Source organism: Bradyrhizobium genosp. SA-3 (assembly GCF_004212635.1).
Taxonomy (GTDB): Bacteria; Pseudomonadota; Alphaproteobacteria; order Rhizobiales; family Xanthobacteraceae; genus Bradyrhizobium.
Genome location: NZ_PSRT01000017.1, coordinates 12,223 through 35,405, shown reverse-complemented (window position 1 = coordinate 35,405; position 23,183 = coordinate 12,223). Strand labels below are relative to the sequence as shown.

The window sequence follows — 23,183 nt, the reverse complement described above, 5'->3', positions numbered from 1 at the left end:
CCTGCTTTTGAGCGACAGAGCATCAGGACGGACCCGGCGTGTCAATTGCCCCGACGCACAAGATCAGAACTTGTAGCCGAGGCCAGCGCGGACGGTGTTGATGCTGGTGTCGACCTGGGAGGTGAAGCGAATGTATTCCCACTCGGCGCGCATGAAGAGGCCGCCGACCAGGTTGACGTCCACGCCGAGGCCGGCGGTGTAGCCGTAGATCAGGTGATTGTGCGCGGTGTCGTCCGCCGACAAGGGTTGCAGCGGCACCCAAGTAGCTCCGGTAGCGCTGACCGCGTCAGTGACCAGGACGGAGCGTGAGATATCAGCCTTGCCGAGCGCGAAGCCGCCGAAGACGTAGGGCAGGAAGCAGCCCCAAGCATAGGCTGCGCGTGCACGGAAGGTCGCCATGTCCGAGATCGAGATCGCGGCCGACGAAGTCACCGCAACATCGTGGAAGGCGCCATCGGAAAGCGTAGTTCCGCTGACCAGCTCTTTGAATGCTTTGGATGAGCCGCCATACGAGCCGTGCAGATAGCTCACCTCGAGGCCAATGACGGCGTCTTCCCACTGCATATTGTATCCGAAGAAGGCGCCGTAACCGCCGGCGCGGCTCGATTGCTTGCCAAGCCCGAGATTCCAATCCGAGACCTGCATCTGCTGGATGACGTTATGGTCGAGCAGGGCAGCAAGCATGTTGGCGTTCGTGCCGCTGAAGTTTTCGTCCGAGGACCCGTAGCCGGCCTGACCGCCAACATAGAAACCTTGCCAGTTGACTGTGGAGGTGCTCAGACCGTCGGTGAAGCTGCCGCGCAGGATCGGCAGGTCCGGCATGTCGGCCGCGTGCGCGGCAGACACCGTCCCCAACATCGCCGCCGCCACCATCAGCCTACGCATCGCAACGCTCCATCGGACTCGAACTGTTGCGATGATCATCGCCTGTTAACCTTAACCAATGGTTGCGTCAGGCGCGTTCGTCGCTGTCGCGCCATGAAAAATCCGCAAAGCAAAATGGCGCGGGATGAACCCGCGCCGTTAAGACGTCTTAAGCGATGAGGCTGACGATCAGCCCTTGGTGACCAGCGGCGGCGGCGCATAGACCGGCGGGCTGCTGAGATCCCAGCGCACGCCGAGCTTGACGTCGTGCGAGGTGATGTCCTTGATCTTGATCGAGGTCGGGCCCGAGGCGCTGTTGTCGAACAAGCGGAAGTTGCCGGGCGCGGCGTCGCCGAGGTCCATGTAGCTGTAGGCCAGTTCGACGGTGAAGCCGGGATTGACCTTGTAGGCGAGACCGGCGTGGGCGGCCCAGGCGAAGTTCCACTTTCCGTTGTCGGCGAAGTAGGCGACGCTGTTGGACAGGGTGCCGCCGCTGAATGACACGCCGTCATCACGGAAGCCGCTGATCTTGTTGTAGGAGCCGCCGACACCGGCACCGACGAACGGAGTGATGCACCACCACGTGCCGAGATCGACATAGGCGTTGGCCATGACGACCCACTCGGACTTGCTGCCGCTGTAATTGTTGGAGCCGACGAAGCCGGGCCCAATGACGTTGTCGGCACCATGCAGATTAGCCTTGCCCCGGTACTGGCCGATCACGTCCGCACGAAACCAGTTGTTGAAGCGATAGCCGACACCGAGGTCGAACAACGGCGACGAGTCGAAGCCGAGTCCCTCCGTCGTCTTCGTAAACCCAGGCGCTACGTTGCCGTCGATGCGCTTGGCGCTCTGGTTGGTCATGCCGATGTCGCCGCGGAGATACCAGCCACCGAAGTCGGCGGGCGGAGCCGGCGGCGCGTACATCGGAGGCGGAGCCGCGATCGGCATATCAGCGGCGAACGCCATCGACGAGATCAGGGTTGCCGCACCCGCGGCAAGGAGAGACTTAACGCTACGCATTTGGCTTCGTCCTTATGGCCGGTGAGGCAAAAATGCAGACGCCCCACGTTCTAGAAACTCACGACCCGGACGATGGCAGCAAATGTTTAAGCGCCACTTAACCCTAATTTTTAAGGTTGATTTTTTCTCACCATACACGCGCGCGCCGCGCCAGCGTTGCAAGAATGCCGCGCCAAATGCGACGACCTCGCCGCATTTCCTAACGATGTGTGAAACCGCAACGCGGCGAGAGAGGATGTGTTAACGCGCGTGCCGCGGCAGCCTGGGCAGGAATCGCGATCTTGCGGCCGAAGCGGTCGCCCAAGGGACCACCGAGAAACGCACCGACGGCGTTGGCCGCGAGAAAGATGAAAAGATAGATCTACGCAGCTTGTCTTACCCTCTCCGCGAGTCCGGAATCGTAGGGTGGGCAAAGGCGCACTTGCGCCGTGCCCACCATCTATCCAAAACTGCAACAGAAGCGGTGGGCACGCTTCGCTTTGCCCACCCTACGCCAGTGCGGGAGAAGGAAGACCTTAAGCCGCCGCCTGTCCGAGCGCGGAGACGATGGTATCGACGACGTCCTCGACCAGGATGCGGTCCTCGCCCTCGCCCATGACGCGGATCACGGGTTCGGTTCCGGAGGAGCGGATCAGGAGGCGGCCGCAGCCGTTGAGGCGCTTCTCGCCGTCGGAGATCGCCGACTTGACGTCGGAATCGTCGAGCGGCTTGCCGCCCTTGTGGCGGACGTTCTTCAGGATCTGCGGCAGCGGATCGAAGCGGTGGCAAACTTCGGACACGGGACGGCGCAGCTTCTGCACCACCGCCAGCACCTGCAAGGCCGCAACGAAGCCGTCGCCGGTGGTAGCGTAGTCGGACAGGATGATGTGGCCGGACTGCTCGCCGCCGAGATTGTAGCCGCCGTTCAGCATCTGCTCGAGCACGTAGCGGTCGCCGACCGGCGTGCGGACGAGGTCGAGCCCCTGCCCGTTCAGGAAGCGCTCGAGGCCGAGATTGGACATCACGGTCGCGACGATGCCCGGCCGCGACAGCCGGCCGTCTTCCTTCCAGCTCTGCGCGATCACCGCGAGCAGCTGGTCGCCGTCGACGAGATGACCGCGCTCGTCGACCAGGATGACGCGATCGGCGTCACCGTCGAGCGCGATGCCGATATCGGCGCGCATCTCGCGGACCTTCTTCGACAGCGCTTCCGGCGAGGTCGAGCCGCATTCCTTGTTGATGTTGAAGCCGTCGGGCTCGACGCCGATCGGAACGACGTCGGCGCCCAATTCCCACAGCGCTTCTGGCACCACCTTGTAGGCGGCGCCGTTGGCGCAATCGATCACGACGCGCAAGCCATCCAGCGACAGATCGCGCGGCAGCGTGCGCTTGGCGAATTCGATGTAGCGGTCGTGCACGCCGTCGATGCGGCGGGCGCGGCCCAAGCTCGCGCTCTGCGCGAGCCGCTTGTCGAGGGATTCGTCGAGCAGCTGCTCGATCTGCCTCTCGACGTCGTCGGAGAGCTTGAAGCCCTGCGGGCCGAACAGCTTGATGCCGTTGTCCTCGAACAGATTGTGCGAAGCCGAGATCATCACGCCGAGATCGGCGCGCATCGACTTGGTCAGCATTGCGACCGCCGGCGTCGGCATCGGGCCGACCAGCAGCACGTCCATGCCGACCGAGGTGAAGCCAGCGACCATCGCATATTCGATCATGTAGCCGGACAGGCGGGTGTCCTTGCCGATCACGACGCGGTGGCGGTGGTCGCCGCGCTGGAATGCGAGGCCTGCGGCTTGGCCGACCTTGAGCGCGAGCTCCGGCGTGATCAGTCCGTTGGCGCGGCCCCGAATCCCGTCCGTCCCGAAATATTTGCGGCTCATATCGTCCCCCAGGCAACAATCAGGGGTCCCCTCGACAACCACGGGCTGCCCGAAAAGGCCCCGCATCCCTGATTTGCTGAGCTCTTATAAAACCATCGCGGCTAACTTGGCTTCAAAAAATATGATGAATCATTACGGAACCGGGCCCGCCGCGTGCCCGATAACGTATTGTTAACACTATATTTCCCTGCAGGGAAGCCGGAACGGGATGGAACCCGGCCCTAGCCGGTGCGCTTCACATGGCCGTCGCCGCGGCTCGGCGGTGGCTGGGTGACATTGACGGGATCGGAGGCCGGAAAGGTCTCTTCCAGGCCCTCTTCCAGCGCTTCCTCGAGGTCGCGCTTCTCCTTGATCTCTTCCGGCGAAGGTGCGGCGTGCGGCCTCGTCATGGCGCCCTCCTCTCAAACGATTTGGCTGTGCATCTAACCATGCTAGATGACCCCGAAATCATCCGATGCAAGACGGGCCGGGGAAACGATCATGAAGCACATCACCTGTATCGACGATCTTCGCGCGCTGCATAAGCGCCGCGTGCCGAAGGCGTTCTTCGACTATTGCGACCGCGGCTCCTATGCCGAGGAGACGCTGCGCGCCAACCGCGAGGACATGCAGGCGATCAAGTTCCGCCAGCGCATCCTGGTCGACGTCTCCAAGCGCGACACCTCGACCACTATCCTCGGCGAGCCCTCGACCATGCCGCTGATCCTGGCGCCTGTCGGCTTGCTCGGCATGCAGCATGGCGACGGCGAGATCCATGCCTGCCGCGCCGCGCAGGCCGCCGGTATTCCGTTCACGCAATCGACCATGTCGATCTGCTCGATCGAGGACATCGCCGCCAATGTCGAGAAGCCGTTCTGGTTCCAGCTCTACGTCATGAAGGACCGCGGCTTCATCAAGGATCTGATCCAGCGCGCCATCGCGGCCAAGTGCAGCGCGCTGGTGCTCACCGTCGACCTGCAGGTGATCGGCCAGCGCCACGCCGACATCAAGAACGGCATGACGGTGCCGCCGGAATGGTCGCTATCGAAGCTTCTGGATTTCGCCAGCAAGCCGGCCTGGGTCTCCGGCGTGCTGCAAGGCAAGCGCCGCACCTTCGGCAACATCGCCGGCCACGTGAAGAACACCGAGGATCTCAATCGCCTCGCCGAATGGACCGCATCGCAGTTCGACACCTCCTTGAGCTGGAAGGACGTCGAGTGGGTCCGGAGCATCTGGCCGGGCAAGCTCATCATCAAGGGCATCCTCGACGTCGAGGACGCCGAGGAAGCCGCCAAGACCGGCGCGCAGGCTCTCGTCGTCTCCAACCATGGCGGCCGGCAGCTCGACGGCGCGCCGTCCTCGATCGAGGTGCTGCCCGAAATTGCGGACGCGGTCGGCGAGAAGATGGAGATCATGTTCGACGGCGGCATCCGCTCCGGCCAGGACGTGATGCGCGCGCTCGCGCTCGGCGCAAAATCCTGCATGATCGGCCGCGCCTACGCCTATGGCTTAGGGGCCGGCGGCCAGGCCGGCGTCGCCAAGGCGATCGACATCATCCAGAAAGAGCTGCTCACCACCATGGGCCTGTGCGGCGTCAACAGGATCGACGAGATCGACGATCACGTCATTGCGGTGTGAGGCGAAACCGTCGCGTCAAACACAGCCGTCGTCCCGGACAAGCGCGCCCTAAGCGCGCGCCGATCCGGGACGACACTGGGTGTGTAACTGCAGCTCCGCTCACATCGGCGGCGTGACGCCGTCGCGGCCGACGCCGACGCGGTTGGTCTCGAAGGAGCCGTCCGGCAATTGCTTCGTGAAGGCGATGATCTTGGCGCCGGCTTTGAGATCGGACTTCTCGCCCGGCACATAAGTGACCACCGGGGTGTTGTCGGCGACGAATACCTTCTTCTCGCCGTCCTTGTACTTGACCAGCAGCGTGTGGCCGTCATTGCCGACCACGCTCTCGGCGACCGTCGCATTGGTCATGCTGGAGTTGGGCTTGAGGTCCCAGGGCCGCGAGCCCTCGCCGGTGCCGCGCATGCTCTCCGGAAACACGTGGACCTCGACCGCATTCTGGCCACCGTCCGGTCCAGGCACGGTGGTCGCACCAATGAACGAACCCGGCTTGATGTCGGCGAGTGAAATCTTGGTGATGCCTGCGACGTTCACGTCAGAGGCAATGTGAAGCTTGACGTCTTCGCCGCTGCGCGACTTGACCTGCATGGTGTCGCCATTGACGCTCTCGATCGTGCCGCGCACGCGCGTCGGCACCGGCGGTTTTTGGGCGAAGGCGCAGTAGGTCGAGAGGGCCACCATTGCGACGGCGAGAAGTGGACGTGTGAAAGTTGCACATTGAACAGGCATGACGGTCTCCGGTTATCCCCACGGAGGGAGAACTCCGGAACAGCCGCGCTATTCACTCAAGTCTTTGTGAGATCGGCCTCGACCAGCGCGCGCAGCTCGGCGGTGACCTCCGGCCGCTGGCCGAACCACAGCTCGAAGCCGCGCACCGCCTGGTGCAGCAGCATGCCGAGCCCGTCGGCCGTCCTCAGGCCGCGCGCCTTCGCTGCCGCAAGCAGCGGCGTCACCAGCGGAACATAGACGAGATCGGCGACCACGGCCGCCTGCGGCAGGCGCGCAACATCGACATCGAGTGAAGGCTGGCCATGCATGCCGAGCGAGGTCGTGTTCACGAGAAGTTTTGCACGCGGCAGGACGTCGTTGATCGCATCCCATGCAATGGGGTGCACGTTCGGCCCGAACTGTTTCGCCAGCGTCTCCGCCCGCGCGATGGTGCGATTGGCGAGATGGATGCGCTTGATGCCCCGCTCGCGCAGCCCGAACACGACAGCGCGCGAGGAGCCGCCGGCCCCGAGCACAAGCGCCTCCTCAGCCGCATCCCAGCCGGGCGCGCTGGCGTCGAGATTGCCGATGAAGCCTTCGACGTCGGTGTTGGTCGCGTGCAGTTCGCCATCTTCGAACCACAACGTGTTGGCCGCGCCGACGGCCGTTGCGCGCGCATCGGGTTTCGACAGCGCCAGCACGCCCTCCTTGTGCGGGATGGTGACGTTGGCGCCGACAAAGCCGCGCAGCGACAGCCGCAGTACGAAGTCGCGCAGGTTCTCGGGCGGAACCGCCTCGATGACATAGCCGCCCTCGATCCCGAGCGTGCGCAGCCAGTAATGATGAATCAGCGGCGAGCGCGAATGCGCCGCCGGCCATCCGATCAGACAAGCGGCGGGAGCCCTGGTCACGTCATCCTTCCTCAAGCGATGTGGAAGGCGATCCATTTCGCGTCCCGAAGGCTCTGTCAAGCGCACGAGCGCCGCATCGCCACGGCGCCGTCAGCTCGCGGCAACCTCATCGGCCTCGGGCTGCGTTGCGCGGCCCTTGATGTCGGCAATCGCGCGCTCGAGGCTCTGGCGATAGCGCGCGCGCGGCGGCGTCACGCCATGGGTGAGCAGGGCGCGGCGAACCGCCGGCGATGCCCCCGTGATGAACAGCCTGATGCCCTGGCGGTGGGCCTTGGCGGCGACGCGCCCGAGCACGTTCGCCGCGGTGGAGTCCAGGAACGGCACCGCGGCGAAATCGACCACGAAGGCCTTGCGCCGGTCGGCGACGCCGTCGAGCACGCCTCCGATCGCGGAGGCGGCGCCGAAGAAGAACGCACCGGTGATGCGATAGACCAGCACGTCGCGGTCGACCGCCAGCGCGGAATCGTAGGGAACGCGCGCACCGTTGCTGTCATCGGGGCGATCGGGGACCACCAGCGGCGTGCGCTCCTCGATGCCCGTCATCTCCGCCATGCGATGGATGAACAGCACCGCGCCGAGCGCGAAGCCGACCAGAATGCCTTCGGTCAGATCGCGGAAGATCGTGAGCAGGAAGGTTGCGAGCAGCACGACGGCATCGCCCCATGATGAGCGCAGGAGCGTCGCGAATTCCTGCTTCTCCGCCATGGTCCAGGCCACCACGACGAGCACGGAGGCGAGCGCGGCGAGCGGAATGTAGCTTGCGAGCGGCGCCGCGATCAGCATGAACAGCAGCAGGAAGACCGAATGCAGCATGCCCGCGAGCGGACCGCGCGCGCCGGCCCGGATGTTGGTGGCGGTGCGCGCAATCAGCCCGGTGACGCAGATGCCGCCGAACAGCACCGAGCCGATATTGGCGACGCCTTGCGCCACCAGCTCGCAATTGGAGCGATGACGGCGACCGGTCATGCCGTCGGCCACGACGGCCGACAGCAGCGATTCGATGGCCGCCAGCAGCGCGAACGCAATCGCATCCGGCAGCACCGCCCTTGCCTTCTCCAGCGAGAACGCGGGCAGCGCCGGCGAGGGCAGCTCGCGCGGAATGCCGCCGAAGCGCGAGCCGATGGTCTCGACCGGCAGCGACAGCACGGCGCTGGCGACCGCCGCGAGCGCAACCGCGATCAGGATGCCGGGCCAGGACGGCCGCCAGCGCCGCAAGGCGGCGATGATGGCGATGCTGCCGATCGCGACCGCGACCGCGGACGGATTGATGGTGTTGAGGCCGCCGGCGAGCGCAACGAGCTTGGGAACGAATTCGCTGGGCTCTTTCCCGGCAAGCGTGATCCCGCCGAGATCGCGGAGCTGGCTCGCAAAGATGATGACGGCGATGCCGGCGGTGAAGCCGACGGTGACGGGATAGGGAATGAACTTGATGTAGGTGCCGACCCGCAATAGGCCCGCGGCGACCAGGAACAGCCCCGCCATCATGGTGGCGAGGATCACGCCGTCGACGCCGTGCCGCTCGGCCGTCACCGCAACCAGGACGATGAAAGCGCCCGCGGGTCCGCCGATCTGGAAGCGGCTGCCGCCGAGCAGGGACACGATGAAGCCGCCGACGACGGCGGTGTAGAGGCCGCGGTCCGGTGTCACGCCCGAGGCGATCGCGATCGCCATCGACAGCGGCAGTGCCACGATCGCGACGGTGAGGCCGGCGAAGACGTCGGCGCGAAAGTCCGCGACGCCGTATCCCTCACGCCAGACGGTGACGAGCTTTGGCAAATACAATTCGACAAAGGTCGGCCGGCGAAGCTGATGCAGTTGGCCCGCTTGATCGCTTGTGATGCTCATGCCCACGATGCTCCGAAGCATCGTGCGTCCCGTGTTGCCGAGGTGCGACGATGCGCTAACCCATCCTGATCCCGAGCATGATCAATGCCCGATCATGCCCCCACCCGCCGCGGCGGCCCCGGCTCCTTGAGGCGAACGCCGCGCCCGCCGCTGTCGCTGCGCGCCTGCTCACCGATCAGCTCGACGCCGGCCCGATCGAACGCCTCGACCACCTTGATCAGGGTCTCGACCACGCCGCGAACATTGCCGGTGCTGGCTTCCATCCGCTGGATGGTCGGCAGCGAAACGCCGGCGAGCTCGGCCAGGGTTTTCTGGTCAATGCCGAGCAGCGCCCGCGCTGCCCGCATCTGGAACGACGTGATCACCGTGGCCTCACGTATCAGAGCCTATAAATGATATCTGGGACATATACAATGATGTAAAATACGTCATTTGGGGTCGAGCGCAAGGACTTTATGGGCTGCCCCATCTGCCTCCTTCGTCATTGCGAGGAGCTCTTTGCGACGAAGCAATCCAGACCGCCTCCGCAGAGACATTCTGGATTGCTTCGCTTCCGCCTTCGCTCTTCGAGCTACGGCGGACAAGTCGCTCGCAATGACGGAGGTTGGGCGCGGGTTCGGCTCAATGAAATGCCGCATCCGCGGAGGCAGCCCCTCATCCCACCCTCTCCCCGTGAAGAACAGGGAGAGGGAGTGAGAGGCCATTACCTTCCTTAGGGATCACGCCGCGTTCTGATGGGCGGCGATGATCTGGTCGGCGGCGCGGCCGGTCACTTCGGCCATGTGGTCGAACTGGCGGGTGAAGCTGCCGGCGCCGGCGGTGGCCGAGCGCAGCTCGACGATGAGTTCGCCGATTTCGGCTTCAGGCATCATGGCGCGAACGCAGTCCCAGCCGCTCCAGCCGTCGCGGGTGTCGAAGCCGAGGATCTGGCCACGCCGTGCCGACAGGATCGCATTGATCTTGGCGGTGGCGTCGGTCGGGCAGACGATCTCGACCATGTGGATCGGCTCGAGCAACACCGGCTGGCATTGCGGCAGGCCCTCGTTGAGCCCGACCCGCGCCGCCGTGCGGAAGGCGAGGTCCGACGAGTCGACGCTGTGATAGGAGCCGTCGGTCAGCGTCACCTCCACGTCGGTGACGGGGAAACCGAGCGGGCCGCGCGCCAGCCCATCGACGACGCCTTCCTCCACCGCCGGGATGTAGTTGCGCGGCACCGCGCCGCCGACCACCTTCTCGGCGAACTTGAAGCCGTCGCCGCGCGGCAGCGGCCTGATGTCGAGCACGACGTCGCCGAACTGGCCATGACCGCCGGACTGCTTCTTGTGACGCCCGCGCTGGGTGATCGGCTTGCGGATGGTCTCCTGATAGCCGATCGCGGGCGGATGCGAGGTGACCTTGACGCCGAAGCGGTCGCGCAGCCGCTCGCCGGCGACGCGCAGATGCATCTCGCCCTGGCCCCACAGCACGGTATCGTGGGTCTGGGCGTTCTGCACGACGACCAGCGAGGGATCCTCCTCGTGCAGCCGGGCCATCGCCTGGCCGAGCTTCACGTCGTCCTTGCGATCTGTGGCCGCGATCGAGATCGCGAGCACCGGCGGCGTCGGCTCTACGGCAACGAGCGCAGCCGGCGGTGTTTTACCGCTCGAGACGGTGTCGCCGGTCTTTACGGGATCGAGCTTGGCGAGCGCCACGGTGTCGCCGGCTTCGGCCGAGGCACGCTTGGTATCGTAGGCGCCGTTGACGGCGAGGATGCCGGAGATGCGCCCCGCGCCACCGGCGGCGGATTGTAGCGTGGCACCATCGTCGAGATGGCCGGCGAGCAGCCGCGTCAGCGACAGCTTGCCGCCGTGCTGCGAATGCAGCGTCTTGAAGACGTAGCCGAGCGCATCCTTGGTGTCGGGAACGCCGAGACGTTTTGCGGTCTCCGCAACGCCGGGCGCCTCGTGGCGCAGCGCTTTCATCAGACGCAGCACGCCGTTTTCGCGCGCGGCGGCGCCCAGCAGCACCGGACAGATCAGTCCTTCGCGTAATTCGCGGGCAAGGTCGTCGAACACGGCATCGCGCGGCGGCTGGATGTCTTCGAGCAGCTGCTCCATCAGCGCATCGTCGTGATCGGCGAGCTTCTCCAGCATCGAGAAGCGCGCCTCCTTCTCGCGGTCGAGATTGCCGCCTTCGAGCGCGATCACCTCGGAGGCCTTGTGCTCGCGATAGACGAAGGCGCGCTCCAACGCGAGATCGACGAAGCCCTCGATCAGCTCGCCGTTCCAGATCGGAATCTGGCGCAGCACCAGCGGCACGCACGAGGCGGGCTGCAGCATTGCGAGCGTCTCGCGGATGCGCTCGCTGGCGCGGTCGATCTTGTTGAGGAACAGGAAACGCGGGATCTTCAGCTCCTCCAGCTCGCGCAGGATGATCTGAAGCTGCGGCAGCTTCTTCTCGTCGGCCTCGCAGACCACGACCGCGGCATCGACCGCGGGCAACACGGCGCGCATGTCGTGGGCGAATTCGACGGAACCGGGACAGTCGAGGAAGGTGTAGCTGTCGCCCATGAAACTCGTGGTGGCGGCAGTCAGCCCGACGGTCATCTTGTGATCACGGGCCTCTGGCGTGGCGTCGCCGACGGAAGTTCCGGCATCGACGCTGCCGGCGCGCGGGATCGCGCCCGTTCGCGCCAGAATTGCTTCGAGAAGTGTGGTTTTACCGCTTTGGAATGGGCCCACCAGCGCGATGCACCGTGGACCTCGGGGACTTCTGACGTCTTGTCCCATTCGCCGCCTCCTTTTTGTGGAGCTCGGCCCATGATTGGGTCGGCAAACGCAGATGGTCTGCCCGTCCCCAAGATTTGGCAAGCATCAAACGTCGCTGCGGTGCGTCGTCGGTATTCACCTCTCCCGGAGGAGAGGTGAACGCGAGTCTCGTAGCCGGCTCAGTCAATTAGAATTGACGGCGGCTCAGCGCCCCGGACGAAGTTCCAGGCTCTCCAGACCCGCGGCGACGTTGAGGCCGACCTGGCCCTGCACGCTGAGCGGCTGGAGCGCGATCGAATTGTTGGAGCCGCCGACCAGCACGTTGCCACCAAGGCCGACGCCGACCGAGGCGCTGCCCTGCGCGCCCGCGTAATTGCCGGAGAGGTCGCCAGGGCCGAGCCGGTCGACCGGCGCGAACACGCCCCAGGCGAGCGCCGTCTCCTGGGTGATGCCGATGTCGAGGCCGACTTTGCGAATCGTCGCGACGTAGCGGTCGTCGGGCAGACCGTCGGCGCGCAGCACGCAGCCGAGATGAGTCACCGATCCCACGATGAAGCCGACGCTGGCGCCGCCGCGGCATTCGAGCACACCGATCCGCGTCATCCGTTGCTGCGCGCTGGCAGCAGCGACGAAGACAACGAGGCTTGCGGCGGTGAGCCCGGCGAGGAGGAACGAACGGCGCATGAAACGTCTCCGGCGATGAATGTGATGCGTGCAGAGGCACGCCCTACTCGTGGCGCATGATGGTCTATGCCACAAGAGCCGTGGTGGTGCCAGATCGCGCACGGCGATAAGCGTGCAAACAATAAAAAGGCCCGCCGGAGGCGGGCCTTTTCAATTCGTTGAGGCTCAGCGCAGATTACCGCAGAAGCGCTGGATGCGCTTGCAGGCGTCTTCGAGATCCGAGGTCTTCGTCGCATAGGAGATGCGGAACGCAGGTCCGAGGCCGAAGGCCGACCCCTGCACCACGGCGACGCCTTCGGTCTCCAGCAGCTCGGTGACGAACGTCTCGTCATTGCTGATCACGTTGCCCGACGGCGCGGTCTTGCCGATGGTGCCGGCGCAGGACGGATAGACGTAGAACGCACCCTCGGGACGCGGACACTCGATGCCATTTGCCTGGTTGAGCATGGAGACGACGAGGTCGCGGCGCTCCTTGAACACCTTGTTGTTGGCGGGGATGAAGTCCTGCGGACCGTTCAGCGCTTCCACCGAGGCCCATTGCGCGATCGAGCACGGGTTCGAGGTCGATTGCGACTGGATGGTCGACATCGCCTTGATCAGCTGCGCCGGGCCGCCGGCATAGCCGATGCGCCAGCCGGTCATGCAATAGGCCTTCGACACGCCATTCACCGTGAGCGTGCGGTCGTAGAGGCTCGGCTCGACCTGCGCCACCGTGGTGAACTGGAAGTCGTCATAGACGAGGTGCTCGTACATGTCGTCGGTCATCACCCAGACATGCGGATGCTTGACCAGCACGTCGGTGAGCGCCTTCAGCTCGGCCTTAGTATAGGCTGCACCGGTCGGGTTCGACGGCGAGCACAGGATCACCCATTTGGTCTTCGGCGTGATCGCGCGCTCGAGCGCCTCGGCCCCGAGCTTGAAGCCGGTCGCGGCGGTGCAGACCACCGGCACCGGCTCGCCGCCGGCAAGCGCCACCATTTCGGGATAGCTGACCCAATAGGGCGCGGGAATGATCACCTCGTCGCCCGGATTGATGGTCGCCATCAGCGCGTTGTAGAGCACCTGCTTGCCGCCGGTGCCGACAATGATCTGGTTCGGCTTGTAGGCGACGCCGTTCTCGCGCTGAAACTTGCCGATGATGGCTTCCTTCAGCTCGGGGATGCCGTCGACCGCGGTATACTTGGTCTTGCCGGCCTCGATGGCGCGGATCGCCGCCAGCTTGATGTTGGCAGGCGTGTCGAAGTCGGGCTCGCCGGCACCTAAGCCGATGACGTTGCGGCCCGCCGCTTTCAGCGCGCGTGCTTTATCCGTGACCGCGATGGTCGCGGACGGCTTCACACGGTCGAGCGCAGCGGCAAGGAAGGACATCGTCATCTCCTGACAAGCGTCGTGAAGCCCTCGGCCTCACGACTCTGATTGTGGGAATGAGCCACCCTAAAACGTGAGCCGCTGCACCGCAAGAAACTTCGGCCCGATCTCGCAAAAGTTTGCGGATTTCCAGCGTTTCGAGGCGCGATTGACCGCAATGTTCCGCAACTTTGCCGGCCAAATTCCTCATATCCGGCAAGGCTTGTCCTCGGAGCAATTGATAGCCGGGTCCCGGGCATCCACATTCTTCGAACCGCTTGCCGCGGCGTGGATGGCCGGGACCTAGCCGAGCGGAAGCGACGCCGTCCTTCGGTCGGCTAGGCCCGGCCATGACAACGCGGAAGACTGGCACCCTAAGCCCGATGCACACAGTCGTCCGCGGAGTTCACGATTGCGCGGAGCAACGCATTGGTGTGCTGATGCAAGCGTGATCTCGGTTGCACGGTCGCGGGGAAATGATCTTCCGTGGCGTTGCAGTGCGGTAGGGTTTTCGAGTTTTTCTATGGACCGGCTCTTGCGGCGGATTCGCATCGGCATCATTGTCTAGCCGCGCTGCAGGGCAGCCAGCGCCGCGCCTTCCCATCCTCGGAAACGAACTCCCAGAATGTACAAGCTCTATTCGATGCAGCTCTCCGGCAACAGCTACAAGGTCCGCCTTGCGCTGGCGCTGCTCAACGTACCCTATGAGGCAATCGAGATCGACATTCTGCGCGGCGAGAGCCGCACGCCGGACTTTCTGTCGAAGAACCCGTCCGGCCAGGTGCCGCTGCTCGAGGTCGGCGACGACCGCTATCTCGCCGAGTCCAACGCCATCCTCTGGTACGTTGCCGTCGGCACGCCGCTCGCACCGGAGAACCGCATCGACCGCGCCGAGGCGCTGCAATGGATGTTCTTCGAGCAGCATGCGCTCGAACCCAATATCGGCGCGGCCTATTTCTGGCTGTCGCTGGTCAAGGGCGGCCGCGATCTGCAGACCCATTCGCTGGAGGATTGGATGGAGCGCGGCTATGGCGCGCTCCAGGTGATGGAGAACCACCTCAAGACCAACGCCTATTTCGCCGCCCGCCAGCTCACGGTCGCCGATATCGCGCTCTACGGCTACACCCACCTCGCCGACCGCTGCGACTTCGATCTTTCGACCTTCCCGGCGGTCCGGGACTGGCTGAAGCGCGTGGAAGCTGCGCCCGGCTTCGTGACGATGGACTGGCGCCCGGCCGACATCGACGACCCCGCCAGCATTGCCGCGGGCGCCTGACAGGCCTGCCCCCGCTCCGGCAAATAGCGGGCATAACGGTCGCCTTTGCCGCAATGTCGCCGCTTTCGGCGCGACAGCCGCCGCAATATTGCCGGTTGAAACTGGGAAATTGTGGAAAGTCGCGGTGATTCGCTCGCGCGTTGAGGGATTTAGACCCATGATTCGGGCGTCCGGCACGGCAGGCTTTCATGGCCAATCCGCCACCGTCGCGTCTTCCCGGCTGACCAACGCGGTCGCGGCCTCGCTCGCCGTCGCCGCACTCTCGCTGTGCCTGATCGTCACTCTGACGGTGATGTCGACCAAGGCGACCATGGCGATGGGCCTGCCGATCTGATTCCCGTTTCATCCTGGACCAGCCTTCAAGGCGCCGCGCGGCCCGCGCCGACCGGCATTGCGACAGGACGTCGATGAAGTCACCTGTGGTAGTCGTTGCGATCACTCTGACTGCGGCCATCCTGGTCGCGGCATCGCTGTTGATTTTCACCGGCATGCGTAAGAGCTCGGGCAGCTCGACGCTGAATGCGCCTGCGCTGCAACAGCGTCTCGGGCACGCGCATTTGGTCTAAAATCATCCGAAAGATTTGCGCTCCGCCGCAAGCGCCCATTAAGCGCATCGCGCGAAATCGCATCGCATCGGCGCAACGATCCGCCAGTGTTGCGGTCTTACCCGGTGCGGGAGGAGCGAGACTGGCCATGCGGTTCGGATGGCGCGCGATCTCCGGTCCAGTGCTGACGGCAGCGACCCTGCTGCTGGCGATGCTCTTCGACCGCTTCGTCCCCACTCCCTCGCCTGCGCCGCTGCTGGTCTGCCTCGTGGCGCTTGCCGGCGCGCTGTCGGGCCTCGCCTCGGCCATGACCAGTGCAGCCGTCGCGGTGATCGGCGCGGCACTGCTCTTCCTCAACCATCACGGCGTCTCCGGCTATGGCAACGCGGATCTGATCCGGCTCGGCCTCCTGGCAATCACGGTCGCCGGCACCGCTGGCATCACCGGCCTGATGCGTGCGCGGTTGCTCGGCACGTTCGCGGCCGAGCGCCAGAGCCACGCCACCGCCGCGCGCCTGTCGGCCGCGCTCGACCAGATCGATATCGGCGTCGTGCTGCTCGATACCGAGACCCGGGCCGAATTCATCAACCGCGCGTTCCGCGAATATTTTGCGGTGCCGGACCAGATCGCCGACGGCAAGCCGCCCTTCATCGCGCTGATGTATCACGGCCGCGACACCGGCGCGTTCGAGCTGCCCGCGGACGAGCTCGGCACCTTCATCGCCCAGCGCATGGAGATGGTGCGGATCGGCGATGCCACGCCGATCAACATCGCCTTGCGCAACGGCGAGGTGCTGCGTTTCGTCTGCACCGCGCTGCCCGACGGAGGCCGCATGCTGAGCTATACGCCGGTGACCGACCTCGTGCGCCACACCGATGCGCCGGCGAGCGCAGATTACTACCGCTCGCTGCGCGATCCCGCGAACCGAAGGCTGATGCGGTATCTGCGCGTCGCGGAGTAGGCAGGTTGTAATCAAGCTCTGGCAGCGCCCAGGGTTCACCTCTCCCCAGCGGGAAGAGGTGTACCGAGTTCTGAGCTTGCACCGATTCAACAAATCCTTATCTCGGCACATTGATCGACGGCGTAGTCATCGCGTATCAAGAACACGTCATCGATCGCGGAAATTCACATGTCCCTCACCATTCGCTCCGTCACGAAGCAGGACTACGAACAATGGCTGCCGCTGTGGGACGGCTACAATGCCTTCTACGGCCGCTCGGGTCCGACCGCGCTCGCACCCGAGATCACGCGCATGACGTGGCAGCGTTTCTTCGACGCCTATGAGCCGGTGCATGCGCTGGTCGCTGAGAGCGAGGGGCGGCTGCTCGGCCTGACGCACTATCTGTTTCACCGCAGCACGACCGCGATCGAGCCGTCCTGCTATTTGCAGGATCTGTTCACGCTTGAGGCCGCGCGCGGCAAGGGCGTCGCCTCGGCGTTGATCTATGGCGTGTATGAACGGGCGAAGCTGGCGGGATCGCCGCGCGTCTACTGGCAGACGCACGAGACCAATCTCACGGCACAGAGCCTATACGACAAGGTCGCGGAGCGCTCCGGGTTCATCGTCTATCGCAAGCTGTTCTGATCCCCCTCCACACCCTGTGGATAAGTCCCGCTGTCACCCTCGCGTAACATAGCGGGATTACGCTCACCCCTGCGTCTGATCAGGCCCCCCGTCACCGATCAAGCGCCCCAAGCGGTCCCCGTCAGTCGCCGCGTCTGACAGGGGCCGCATTTTTTTGTATGGCAGCGTCACTTCGTGCCGCGCCCAACCGTCTGCATCACCTCAAAGCCTTCAAACTGGGGATGGCCGAGATAGAGCGGCTTATTGTCGCCGGCCTTGTGATGCGCTGCGCGAAACGCCTCCGACTTGGTCCAGGCCTCGAACGCCGCGTAATTCGCCCAGACCGTGTGCGAGGCGTACAGCGTGTGGTCCTCGAGCTCGGGTCCCCGCAGCAGATGGAATTCGACGAAGCCCGGCACCTTGTCCAGATGCGTGTCGCGCGTCAGCCAGACCTGCTCGAAGGCGGCCTCGGAGCCCTTGGCGACGCGGAAGCGGTTCATGGCGATGTACATGGCTTGTCTCTCCTGATGCTCCGATGATTATTTCGTCATTCCGGGATGCGCCGCAAGGCGCAGGCCCGGAATCCATTTTGCCACAGAGCCAATTGACGAATGGATTCTCAGATGCGCAATTGCGCATCATAGCTCGCGCTACGCGCGCCCCGGAATGACGACAGCTGTTGTTACGCCACCAATCCCTTCATCGGCCGTGCTGCCGCGCTATCCGGAAATACCGTTTCCGCGAGCACGCGATCCGAGAGCCCAAATTGCCCTTGCAGCACGCCCTTGATCACGGAGCGCAGATCCGTGGTGGGCTTGAGGTCGCGCCCCTCATGGAGGTTGGCGAGTCTGAGGCCCGGCCAGCCGGAGATGACGCGGCCGCCCTTCACGGCGCCGCCGGCGAGCAGCGCGATCGTTCCCGTGCCGTGATCGGTGCCGTCGGTGCCGTTGATGCGCGCGGTGCGGCCAAACTCGGTGGCGACGACGACCACGGTGTCGCGCCAGTGCGCCCCGAGCCCGCTTTCGAATTCAGCGAACGCACCGTCGAGCCCGCCGAGCAGGAAGGCGAGACGCCCCACAGGGCCGCCTTCGTTGGCGTGCGTGTCCCAGCCGTCGAAGGCGAGCGCAGCGATGCGCGGACCGTCGTCGGCTGCCATCAGCTTTGCCGCGCCGCGCGCCACCTGGCGCATCTGCGCGGCTGCGTTGCCGCGTTTCGGCTTCATGTCGTCGCCGCTTGCGGCCTTGTCGAGCTGGAGGCCTTGCGACAAGGCCGCCGCCAGCACGGGATCGCGATGACGGTAGAGCTCGACGAGGCGCATTGCAGTATCGTCGTCGGCCTGCGGCAGCGCGACCGGCACCCAGCCGACGGTCGGTGCATTGCCGCGCAGCACCAGCGGCGTGGTCGGGCCGACGGCAAGCCCGCTCGATACGCGCTCGCCGCGCGGCAGCGCTTCCAACGCGCGATTGAGCCAGCCGGACTGCACCCGGCCCGGGCCGGCATAGCCGCTTTCGAGCACGTCCTGGCCGTCGAAATGCGAGCGATCGCGATACGGTGTTGCGACGGCGTGGATCACCGCGGCGTGCATCTCGCGATACATGCGCGCAAATTCCGACATCGCCGGATGCAGCGCGAAGAAAGAGTCGAGCATGATCGCGGGATGCGCGCCGTCAGCCGTGAGCGCGATCGAGCCGTGCAGGCCGGCGTAATCGGGGTCGCCGATCGGGGCGACGGTCGAAAGCCCGTCGAGCGCGCCGCGCAGGATCACCACGACCAGGCGCGGATCGCGCCCGTCGGCGGCGCGGGCGAATTTGGGCAGATAAGCCCAGGCCGCAAAGGAGGCGCCGCCGAGCAGGAGGTCGCGGCGCGAGGTGAGGAGCCGGTTCTCGACGCAATCGACCATCGTCATCTCCGCTGCATTTCCGGCGACATCAACAGCAGCGCCAGCGCCTGCTGCCGCGATTCCGCGCGCTCGATGGTTCGCCGCGTCTCGATGGAGGCCGCGTCCGCAGCCGCGAATTCCAGGAGGTCGAGCGGATCGATGTTGTTGCCGAGCCGCGCACCTATTTGTGCCGCGATGTCGAGCCGCAGTTTCATGCCTTCGGGCGCGGCCCAGGCGGCGCTGGTGTCAGGGAAACCGTTCGGTCCCGCCGGCGACCACAGGGGCTGGCCGAGCAAGTTCAGATTGTTCAGATAGGCGCCGGGATCCTCCGGCACGCGCGCGAGCAGCCGGCCGCTCGCGACCAGGAAATCGTAAGGCGAGCGCATCTTGGTCAGCGGCGCTTTCCACGCTTCATCGGAATCGACCAGCGCCATGGCAAGCGCCTTCAGGTCGCCGTCGGTCCTGACGAAGATGTCGCGCAACCGCGCAACGAGAGCAGGCGGCGGAGCATCGGCGACGAAGTGACGGACCAATTTGGTGGCGATGAAATTCGCGGTCGAGGCATGGCGCGCGATGTCGGCGAGCGCGGCCTCGCCTTGCGCGAGGCCCGCCTGAGCGTAGCTCTTGCCGAGCAGGATCTGCGACCCGGGCTGATGCGCATTGATGTTGAACACAAAGGAGCCAGGCACTCCTAATTGCCCCTGCCGTCCGGCAAAGGTCCAGCCGGTGATGATGCGCGCGAGCGAGGTGACGTCGTCCTGCGTGTAGCCCCCGCCGACGCCGAGCGTATGCAGCTCCATGATCTCGCGCGCGAGATTTTCGTTCAGCCCGCGCTTGCGGTTTTGCCCTGCGCGCGAATCCGGTCCGAGCGATTGCTGATTGTCGAGGAAGAACAGCATCGCCGGATGCTGCTCGACCGCCTTGAGCATGTCGGCGAAGCGCCCGAGCAAATGCGGCCTGATCGCCTCGCGCTCGAACGGGCCGGCCCAGATCCGCGCCAGCTCGCCCTTGCTGGCGGAGATGCAGAAATGGTTGGACCAAAACACGACGAGACGCTCGGTGAAACCGCACTCAACCAGGGTAGCGCGCTGCAACCGCGCCAGCGCCTCGGCGCGAAACGTCTTCTGGATGATGTTGAGCGGCTGTGGCGCGGGCTTTGCGCCGGGTGGCGCGGCGGCGTTGGGCTGCATCGCCTCCGGCTTCGCCGCATTATCGGCCGGTCTTGCATCCGCCATCTGACCGGCGACCTCCGCCGCCGCTGCGTTCAGCGAGAGATTGCGGCGCAGAGCGGGCTTCTGATCGGCAGGCGCTTGTGTCGACGGTGCCTCAGCGGCCGCCTTCGCGGCCTCGCGCGCCTGCTTGACCTGGTCCTGATAGGCGAACACCGCCTGCCCAAGCTGCGGCGTCGATTGCAGACCCGGCGCTTCCAGCAGCACGCCATTGGGGCGCGCGAGCTCCGCCTTCACGAAACCGCGCGGATCGGAGGCGGCGTTGATGAGATCGCCGGACGCGCCGCCGCGGGCGCCGAAGCCGAAGCGGTTGAGCGCAACGAGCGCGGCTTGCGAATCGCGGGCCATCGATCTGTCCTTGGCGCGTTGGGAGCCGCTTTCGGAGTCCGTGCGCAACGCGTAATATACCGCAGCGACAGATGAACCCGACATGAAAATGACGGCGAAGCTTCGACGTAAATCATGACAAATCCGCAAGAATCCTCATCGCAGGAACCGCGCCGCCTCACCTGCTCCCGCTGCGGCACCGAGTTCGGCTGCGACCTCTCAGGCAATTGCTGGTGCGCGGAGGAGACGGCAAGACTGCCGATGCCGGTCGAGGGCGAGGATTGTTTGTGCCGGGCGTGTTTGCGCAAGGCGGCGGCGCAGGCGCGTAGCCCGGATGGAGCGCAAGCGTAATCCGGGAATCATTCCGCGAGCGCAAATCCCGGATTGCGCTTCGCTCCATCCGGGCTACGGCAGTATCGTAGGGTGGGCAAAGCGAAGCGTGCCCACCATTTTCATTGCGCATGTGGAGAGGATGGTGGGCACGGCGCTTTGCGCCTTTGCCCACCCTACGAAGCTAGTCGCAAGACGACGGCCACATCCTCGGTGTCGTCCCGGCGAAGGCCGGGACCCATAACCCCAGGCAGCAGTTGGACGAAGACTAGTCGTTCGGTACTCACACCGCGCACGACCGATAGACCTCGCGGTATGGGTCCCGGCCTTCGCCGGGACGACATTGGCGGGAGGCTGCCCTACACCGCAAACCCCGGCGATTTCCGCGCCATACCGTCGAACGCATCGAGCAGTTTCTCGCGCCAGACGTAGACCGGGTCGTCCGCCTCGAGCAGCTTGAACGGGCTCACCACCCGCGCCCATTGAAAACCGCCGAACACGATGTAGTCGGCATAGTTCGGTGCCGCGCCGCCGATGAAGGGCTGCTTCTTCAACGTCTGCCGCATCAGCTCCAGCGACTTGCGGAACGCGACCACGCCGGTGTCGCGGTTGGACATGACCTCTTCCAGCGACTTGCCGCCGAAGCGCGCCTCGCGCGACTGGCGGAAATAGGCGGCATCGGCCTCGGCGAGGTTGTTCGGAATGTCGGCGACGATCAGCGGAAAGATGCCGCCGACGATGGCGATATCGCCGAAGGCATTGATCATGCGCGCCATGGCGCGACCGCCCTCGCCGCCAAACAACGACGAACGATCCGGAAAATTGTCTTCGAGATAGTTCGCGATGGTCCAGGAATCGACCACGGGTTTGTCGTGATGCAGCAGCACCGGGACTTTCTCAGAGCCGTGCGGCGCGATCACGCTCTTCTCGGTGAAGCGCCAGGGCAGCGATTGCGCCGTCAGCCCCTTATGCGCAAGCGCCATCCGCGTGCGCCAGCAATACGGACTGAACGGACGCGCGGCGTCGGTGCCGACGAGTTCGAAGAGTTTGAGTGACATGAAAGGCAACTCCATCCGCTCCGTCATTGCGAGGAGCTCTTGCGACGAAGCAATCCAGACCGCCGCCGCAGAGACATTCTGGATTGCTTCGCTTACGCTCGCAATGACGATGTGGAGAGCGGGGCGCGCCGACGACGACTGTCATGCCCCGGCTTGACCGGGGCATCAGTACGCCGCGGCGGTCGTGAGACCCACTGCTGCTGGTGTTTACTGGATCATCCGCCTTCGCGGATGATGACAGCGAGGGCGTGGGAAAGTGAAGGCCTCACCGCCCGTTCGTCCGCAAAAACCTTTCGCCACCTTCCGTCACCGCGATGACGAGGCCAAGGCCGGGCAACGTCTCGCGCGCGACGTAGCCGCGCTCAGTGGCGTCTTCCCAGATGGTGAGGCGCGGGCACGAGGTCTTCCAGGTCGCGATCACCTCGGCATAGGCGCGCGGTTCGCGTGCGACCCATTCGACAAAATCCAGCACCAGCGGATCGGCGTTACAGCTCATTGCAAACCTCCCTTGTCGAAGGCCGCCAGCACCGGTGTGCGAACCAGGAGCCAGCCGCCATAGGCCATGTAGTAGCAGGCGATGGTGGTGATCAGCTTGTTCGACCAGGCCACGAATTGCTGGTCGGTCATCGCTTCCAGGATGCGCCGCGCCAGCGTGGTGCCGAGCATCGAGGCCGCAATCGCGACGCCGGCGAGCACGGGATCGAGGCTCGCCGCCTGGTCGATGATGCCGCCGAAATAGACCAGCTTGGTGAAATGGCTGACGAGCTGGCACATTGCCTTGGTCGCCACCTTCTCGCGCCGGCCGAAATCGCCGCCGAGGAAGAAGGTATCGAGCAGCGGGCCGGAGACGCCGGTCATCAGCATCAATCCCATGCAAATCGTGCCGTAGATCGTGCCCTGCCAGAGACGGTCGGGGTTGGGCTTGATGTTTGACGGCAGCAGCCGCGCCATGAACGGCGTGATGCCGAGCAGCAGCAGCGCCGCCGGCTTGTCCGGCACATAGCGGGTGAGCGACCAGGCCGCGAGCGCAACCGCGCAGCCGACCAGATAATTCGCGACCGGCTGCCACCGGATATGTGCGCGCCACAGGAGCGCGCGCCAGCCGTTCGAGGCCATCTGCGTGATCGCATGCAGCACCATCGCCGTCGGCAGCGGCATCAGGGCCAGGAGCACGCCGATCAGGATCAGCCCGCCCGCCATGCCGAACAGCCCGGACAGGAACGCGGTGGCGACCATCAGCAATCCGAGGGCAGCGATCATGATGGACGTCACGAAGGGAGTTTCCTGTGGTAAGTACTCCCCGCGGCGCGGGAAGAGGCGAAGGAGAACGTGCCGTGCTTGCTCCCCTCGCGCAAACTGAGTTATCTTGGCCT

The 23,183-nt window shown here is 65.1% G+C and carries 24 protein-coding genes; 7 read left to right on the top strand and 17 right to left on the bottom strand.

The genetic code is table 11. The features are described 5' to 3' along the window. Window positions 1–63 precede the first annotated feature (63 nt). From CWO91_RS07950 to CWO91_RS42785, 4 genes are all read right to left on the bottom strand, one after another. Complete coding sequence (locus tag CWO91_RS07950; RefSeq protein WP_208752996.1) at window positions 64–885, bottom strand: outer membrane protein; 822 nt, start codon at window positions 883–885, stop codon at window positions 64–66. 168 nt (window positions 886–1,053) lie between these two features. Continuing rightward, on the bottom strand, window positions 1,054–1,887 hold the full coding sequence (locus CWO91_RS07945) for an outer membrane protein (RefSeq protein ID WP_130212972.1): 834 nt from the start codon (window positions 1,885–1,887) through the stop codon (window positions 1,054–1,056). Window positions 1,888–2,402: 515 nt separating this feature from the next. Then, entirely contained in the window at window positions 2,403–3,746 is a 1,344-nt protein-coding gene (glmM, locus tag CWO91_RS07940; RefSeq protein WP_091886618.1) for a phosphoglucosamine mutase, read from the bottom strand. 221 nt (window positions 3,747–3,967) lie between these two features. Then, a complete protein-coding gene (locus CWO91_RS42785) occupies window positions 3,968–4,135 on the bottom strand; it encodes a hypothetical protein (RefSeq protein ID WP_164939789.1) in 168 nt (55 codons plus the stop codon). Between the two features lie 91 nt (window positions 4,136–4,226). Here CWO91_RS42785 and CWO91_RS07935 point away from each other — a divergent pair, with 91 nt between their 5' ends. After that, the gene (locus CWO91_RS07935) at window positions 4,227–5,363 is read left to right on the top strand and encodes an alpha-hydroxy acid oxidase (RefSeq protein WP_130212971.1); all 1,137 of its coding nucleotides are present in this window, start codon (window positions 4,227–4,229) and stop codon (window positions 5,361–5,363) included. A gap of 99 nt (window positions 5,364–5,462) precedes the next feature. Here the strand turns inward: CWO91_RS07935 and CWO91_RS07930 are convergent, their stop codons facing one another. The 7 genes from CWO91_RS07930 to CWO91_RS07900 all read right to left on the bottom strand — a co-directional run bounded on the left by CWO91_RS07930 (window position 5,463) and on the right by CWO91_RS07900 (window position 13,623). Further along, window positions 5,463–6,089 carry a hypothetical protein gene (locus tag CWO91_RS07930; RefSeq protein ID WP_130212970.1) on the bottom strand — a complete coding sequence of 209 codons (627 nt, stop codon included), beginning with the start codon at window positions 6,087–6,089 and terminating at the stop codon, window positions 5,463–5,465. Between the two features lie 56 nt (window positions 6,090–6,145). Further along, window positions 6,146–7,015: a shikimate dehydrogenase gene (locus tag CWO91_RS07925; RefSeq protein WP_130212969.1), complete on the bottom strand. Its 870-nt coding sequence runs from the start codon at window positions 7,013–7,015 to the stop codon at window positions 6,146–6,148. Between the two features lie 54 nt (window positions 7,016–7,069). Further along, window positions 7,070–8,824 carry a SulP family inorganic anion transporter gene (locus CWO91_RS07920; RefSeq protein WP_130212968.1) on the bottom strand — a complete coding sequence of 585 codons (1,755 nt, stop codon included), beginning with the start codon at window positions 8,822–8,824 and terminating at the stop codon, window positions 7,070–7,072. Window positions 8,825–8,916: 92 nt separating this feature from the next. Continuing rightward, window positions 8,917–9,189: a helix-turn-helix domain-containing protein gene (locus tag CWO91_RS07915; RefSeq protein ID WP_008566993.1), complete on the bottom strand. Its 273-nt coding sequence runs from the start codon at window positions 9,187–9,189 to the stop codon at window positions 8,917–8,919. Between the two features lie 354 nt (window positions 9,190–9,543). After that, window positions 9,544–11,592, bottom strand: a complete 2,049-nt coding sequence (locus tag CWO91_RS07910; protein WP_130212967.1) for an elongation factor G — start codon at window positions 11,590–11,592, stop codon at window positions 9,544–9,546. A 183-nt stretch (window positions 11,593–11,775) separates the two neighbouring features. Further along, window positions 11,776–12,255: a DUF992 domain-containing protein gene (locus CWO91_RS07905; protein WP_130212966.1), complete on the bottom strand. Its 480-nt coding sequence runs from the start codon at window positions 12,253–12,255 to the stop codon at window positions 11,776–11,778. A gap of 165 nt (window positions 12,256–12,420) precedes the next feature. Next, the gene (locus tag CWO91_RS07900) at window positions 12,421–13,623 is read right to left on the bottom strand and encodes a pyridoxal phosphate-dependent aminotransferase (protein WP_130212965.1); all 1,203 of its coding nucleotides are present in this window, start codon (window positions 13,621–13,623) and stop codon (window positions 12,421–12,423) included. A gap of 604 nt (window positions 13,624–14,227) precedes the next feature. Here CWO91_RS07900 and CWO91_RS07890 point away from each other — a divergent pair. The 5 genes from CWO91_RS07890 to CWO91_RS07875 all read left to right on the top strand — a co-directional run bounded on the left by CWO91_RS07890 (window position 14,228) and on the right by CWO91_RS07875 (window position 17,008). Beyond that, the gene (locus tag CWO91_RS07890) at window positions 14,228–14,878 is read left to right on the top strand and encodes a glutathione S-transferase family protein (protein WP_130212963.1); all 651 of its coding nucleotides are present in this window, start codon (window positions 14,228–14,230) and stop codon (window positions 14,876–14,878) included. 157 nt (window positions 14,879–15,035) lie between these two features. Next, complete coding sequence (locus CWO91_RS42780) at window positions 15,036–15,212, top strand: hypothetical protein (RefSeq protein ID WP_165405300.1); 177 nt, start codon at window positions 15,036–15,038, stop codon at window positions 15,210–15,212. 73 nt (window positions 15,213–15,285) lie between these two features. After that, entirely contained in the window at window positions 15,286–15,444 is a 159-nt protein-coding gene (locus CWO91_RS07885; RefSeq protein ID WP_130212962.1) for a hypothetical protein, read from the top strand. A 127-nt stretch (window positions 15,445–15,571) separates the two neighbouring features. Beyond that, on the top strand, window positions 15,572–16,384 hold the full coding sequence (locus CWO91_RS07880) for a PAS-domain containing protein (RefSeq protein ID WP_130212961.1): 813 nt from the start codon (window positions 15,572–15,574) through the stop codon (window positions 16,382–16,384). 168 nt (window positions 16,385–16,552) lie between these two features. Further along, window positions 16,553–17,008: a GNAT family N-acetyltransferase gene (locus CWO91_RS07875; protein ID WP_130212960.1), complete on the top strand. Its 456-nt coding sequence runs from the start codon at window positions 16,553–16,555 to the stop codon at window positions 17,006–17,008. Window positions 17,009–17,175: 167 nt separating this feature from the next. Here the strand turns inward: CWO91_RS07875 and CWO91_RS07870 are convergent, their stop codons facing one another. The 3 genes from CWO91_RS07870 to CWO91_RS07860 all read right to left on the bottom strand — a co-directional run bounded on the left by CWO91_RS07870 (window position 17,176) and on the right by CWO91_RS07860 (window position 20,443). After that, window positions 17,176–17,499: an antibiotic biosynthesis monooxygenase family protein gene (locus CWO91_RS07870; protein ID WP_130212959.1), complete on the bottom strand. Its 324-nt coding sequence runs from the start codon at window positions 17,497–17,499 to the stop codon at window positions 17,176–17,178. 170 nt (window positions 17,500–17,669) lie between these two features. Next, window positions 17,670–18,893 (bottom strand): DUF1501 domain-containing protein, encoded by a 1,224-nt coding sequence (locus CWO91_RS07865; RefSeq protein ID WP_130212958.1) that lies wholly within the window; start codon window positions 18,891–18,893, stop codon window positions 17,670–17,672. Then, the gene (locus CWO91_RS07860) at window positions 18,890–20,443 is read right to left on the bottom strand and encodes a DUF1800 domain-containing protein (RefSeq protein ID WP_165405298.1); all 1,554 of its coding nucleotides are present in this window, start codon (window positions 20,441–20,443) and stop codon (window positions 18,890–18,892) included. The genes CWO91_RS07865 and CWO91_RS07860 overlap by 4 nt, the downstream gene beginning before the upstream one ends. 114 nt (window positions 20,444–20,557) lie before the next feature. On the opposite strand from CWO91_RS07860, the gene CWO91_RS44105 reads away from it, so the two are divergent. Then, entirely contained in the window at window positions 20,558–20,773 is a 216-nt protein-coding gene (locus tag CWO91_RS44105; RefSeq protein WP_130212956.1) for a cysteine-rich CWC family protein, read from the top strand. 338 nt (window positions 20,774–21,111) lie between these two features. On the opposite strand, the gene CWO91_RS07845 is transcribed toward CWO91_RS44105, so the two are convergent. The 3 genes from CWO91_RS07845 to CWO91_RS07835 form a co-directional block, all read right to left on the bottom strand. Beyond that, the gene (locus CWO91_RS07845) at window positions 21,112–21,810 is read right to left on the bottom strand and encodes a glutathione S-transferase family protein (protein ID WP_165405297.1); all 699 of its coding nucleotides are present in this window, start codon (window positions 21,808–21,810) and stop codon (window positions 21,112–21,114) included. A 265-nt stretch (window positions 21,811–22,075) separates the two neighbouring features. Then, on the bottom strand, window positions 22,076–22,306 hold the full coding sequence (locus CWO91_RS07840; RefSeq protein ID WP_130212954.1) for a hypothetical protein: 231 nt from the start codon (window positions 22,304–22,306) through the stop codon (window positions 22,076–22,078). Next, window positions 22,303–23,082: a sulfite exporter TauE/SafE family protein gene (locus CWO91_RS07835; protein WP_130212953.1), complete on the bottom strand. Its 780-nt coding sequence runs from the start codon at window positions 23,080–23,082 to the stop codon at window positions 22,303–22,305. The genes CWO91_RS07840 and CWO91_RS07835 overlap by 4 nt, the downstream gene beginning before the upstream one ends. Between the last annotated feature and the right edge of the window lie 101 nt (window positions 23,083–23,183).

Bases quoted from the DNA above. Each gene is read 5' to 3' on its own strand.
- CWO91_RS07900 (WP_130212965.1), bottom strand. From the start codon at position 13,623: ATGTCCTTCCTTGCCGCTGCGCTCGACCGTGTGAAGCCGTCCGCGACC.
- CWO91_RS07910 (WP_130212967.1), bottom strand. From the start codon at position 11,592: ATGGGACAAGACGTCAGAAGTCCCCGAGGTCCACGGTGCATCGCGCTG.
- CWO91_RS07945 (WP_130212972.1), bottom strand. From the start codon at position 1,887: ATGCGTAGCGTTAAGTCTCTCCTTGCCGCGGGTGCGGCAACCCTGATC.
- CWO91_RS07860 (WP_165405298.1), bottom strand. From the start codon at position 20,443: ATGGCCCGCGATTCGCAAGCCGCGCTCGTTGCGCTCAACCGCTTCGGC.
- CWO91_RS07890 (WP_130212963.1), top strand. From the start codon at position 14,228: ATGTACAAGCTCTATTCGATGCAGCTCTCCGGCAACAGCTACAAGGTC.
- CWO91_RS07845 (WP_165405297.1), bottom strand. From the start codon at position 21,810: ATGTCACTCAAACTCTTCGAACTCGTCGGCACCGACGCCGCGCGTCCG.
- CWO91_RS07885 (WP_130212962.1), top strand. From the start codon at position 15,286: ATGAAGTCACCTGTGGTAGTCGTTGCGATCACTCTGACTGCGGCCATC.
- CWO91_RS07930 (WP_130212970.1), bottom strand. From the start codon at position 6,089: ATGCCTGTTCAATGTGCAACTTTCACACGTCCACTTCTCGCCGTCGCA.
- CWO91_RS07840 (WP_130212954.1), bottom strand. From the start codon at position 22,306: ATGAGCTGTAACGCCGATCCGCTGGTGCTGGATTTTGTCGAATGGGTC.
- CWO91_RS42780 (WP_165405300.1), top strand. From the start codon at position 15,036: ATGATTCGGGCGTCCGGCACGGCAGGCTTTCATGGCCAATCCGCCACC.
- CWO91_RS07875 (WP_130212960.1), top strand. From the start codon at position 16,553: ATGTCCCTCACCATTCGCTCCGTCACGAAGCAGGACTACGAACAATGG.
- CWO91_RS07950 (WP_208752996.1), bottom strand. From the start codon at position 885: ATGCGTAGGCTGATGGTGGCGGCGGCGATGTTGGGGACGGTGTCTGCC.
- CWO91_RS07920 (WP_130212968.1), bottom strand. From the start codon at position 8,824: ATGAGCATCACAAGCGATCAAGCGGGCCAACTGCATCAGCTTCGCCGG.
- CWO91_RS44105 (WP_130212956.1), top strand. From the start codon at position 20,558: ATGACAAATCCGCAAGAATCCTCATCGCAGGAACCGCGCCGCCTCACC.
- CWO91_RS07925 (WP_130212969.1), bottom strand. From the start codon at position 7,015: ATGGATCGCCTTCCACATCGCTTGAGGAAGGATGACGTGACCAGGGCT.
- glmM (WP_091886618.1), bottom strand. From the start codon at position 3,746: ATGAGCCGCAAATATTTCGGGACGGACGGGATTCGGGGCCGCGCCAAC.
- CWO91_RS07935 (WP_130212971.1), top strand. From the start codon at position 4,227: ATGAAGCACATCACCTGTATCGACGATCTTCGCGCGCTGCATAAGCGC.
- CWO91_RS07880 (WP_130212961.1), top strand. From the start codon at position 15,572: ATGCGGTTCGGATGGCGCGCGATCTCCGGTCCAGTGCTGACGGCAGCG.
- CWO91_RS07865 (WP_130212958.1), bottom strand. From the start codon at position 18,893: ATGACGATGGTCGATTGCGTCGAGAACCGGCTCCTCACCTCGCGCCGC.
- CWO91_RS42785 (WP_164939789.1), bottom strand. From the start codon at position 4,135: ATGACGAGGCCGCACGCCGCACCTTCGCCGGAAGAGATCAAGGAGAAG.
- CWO91_RS07905 (WP_130212966.1), bottom strand. From the start codon at position 12,255: ATGCGCCGTTCGTTCCTCCTCGCCGGGCTCACCGCCGCAAGCCTCGTT.
- CWO91_RS07870 (WP_130212959.1), bottom strand. From the start codon at position 17,499: ATGTACATCGCCATGAACCGCTTCCGCGTCGCCAAGGGCTCCGAGGCC.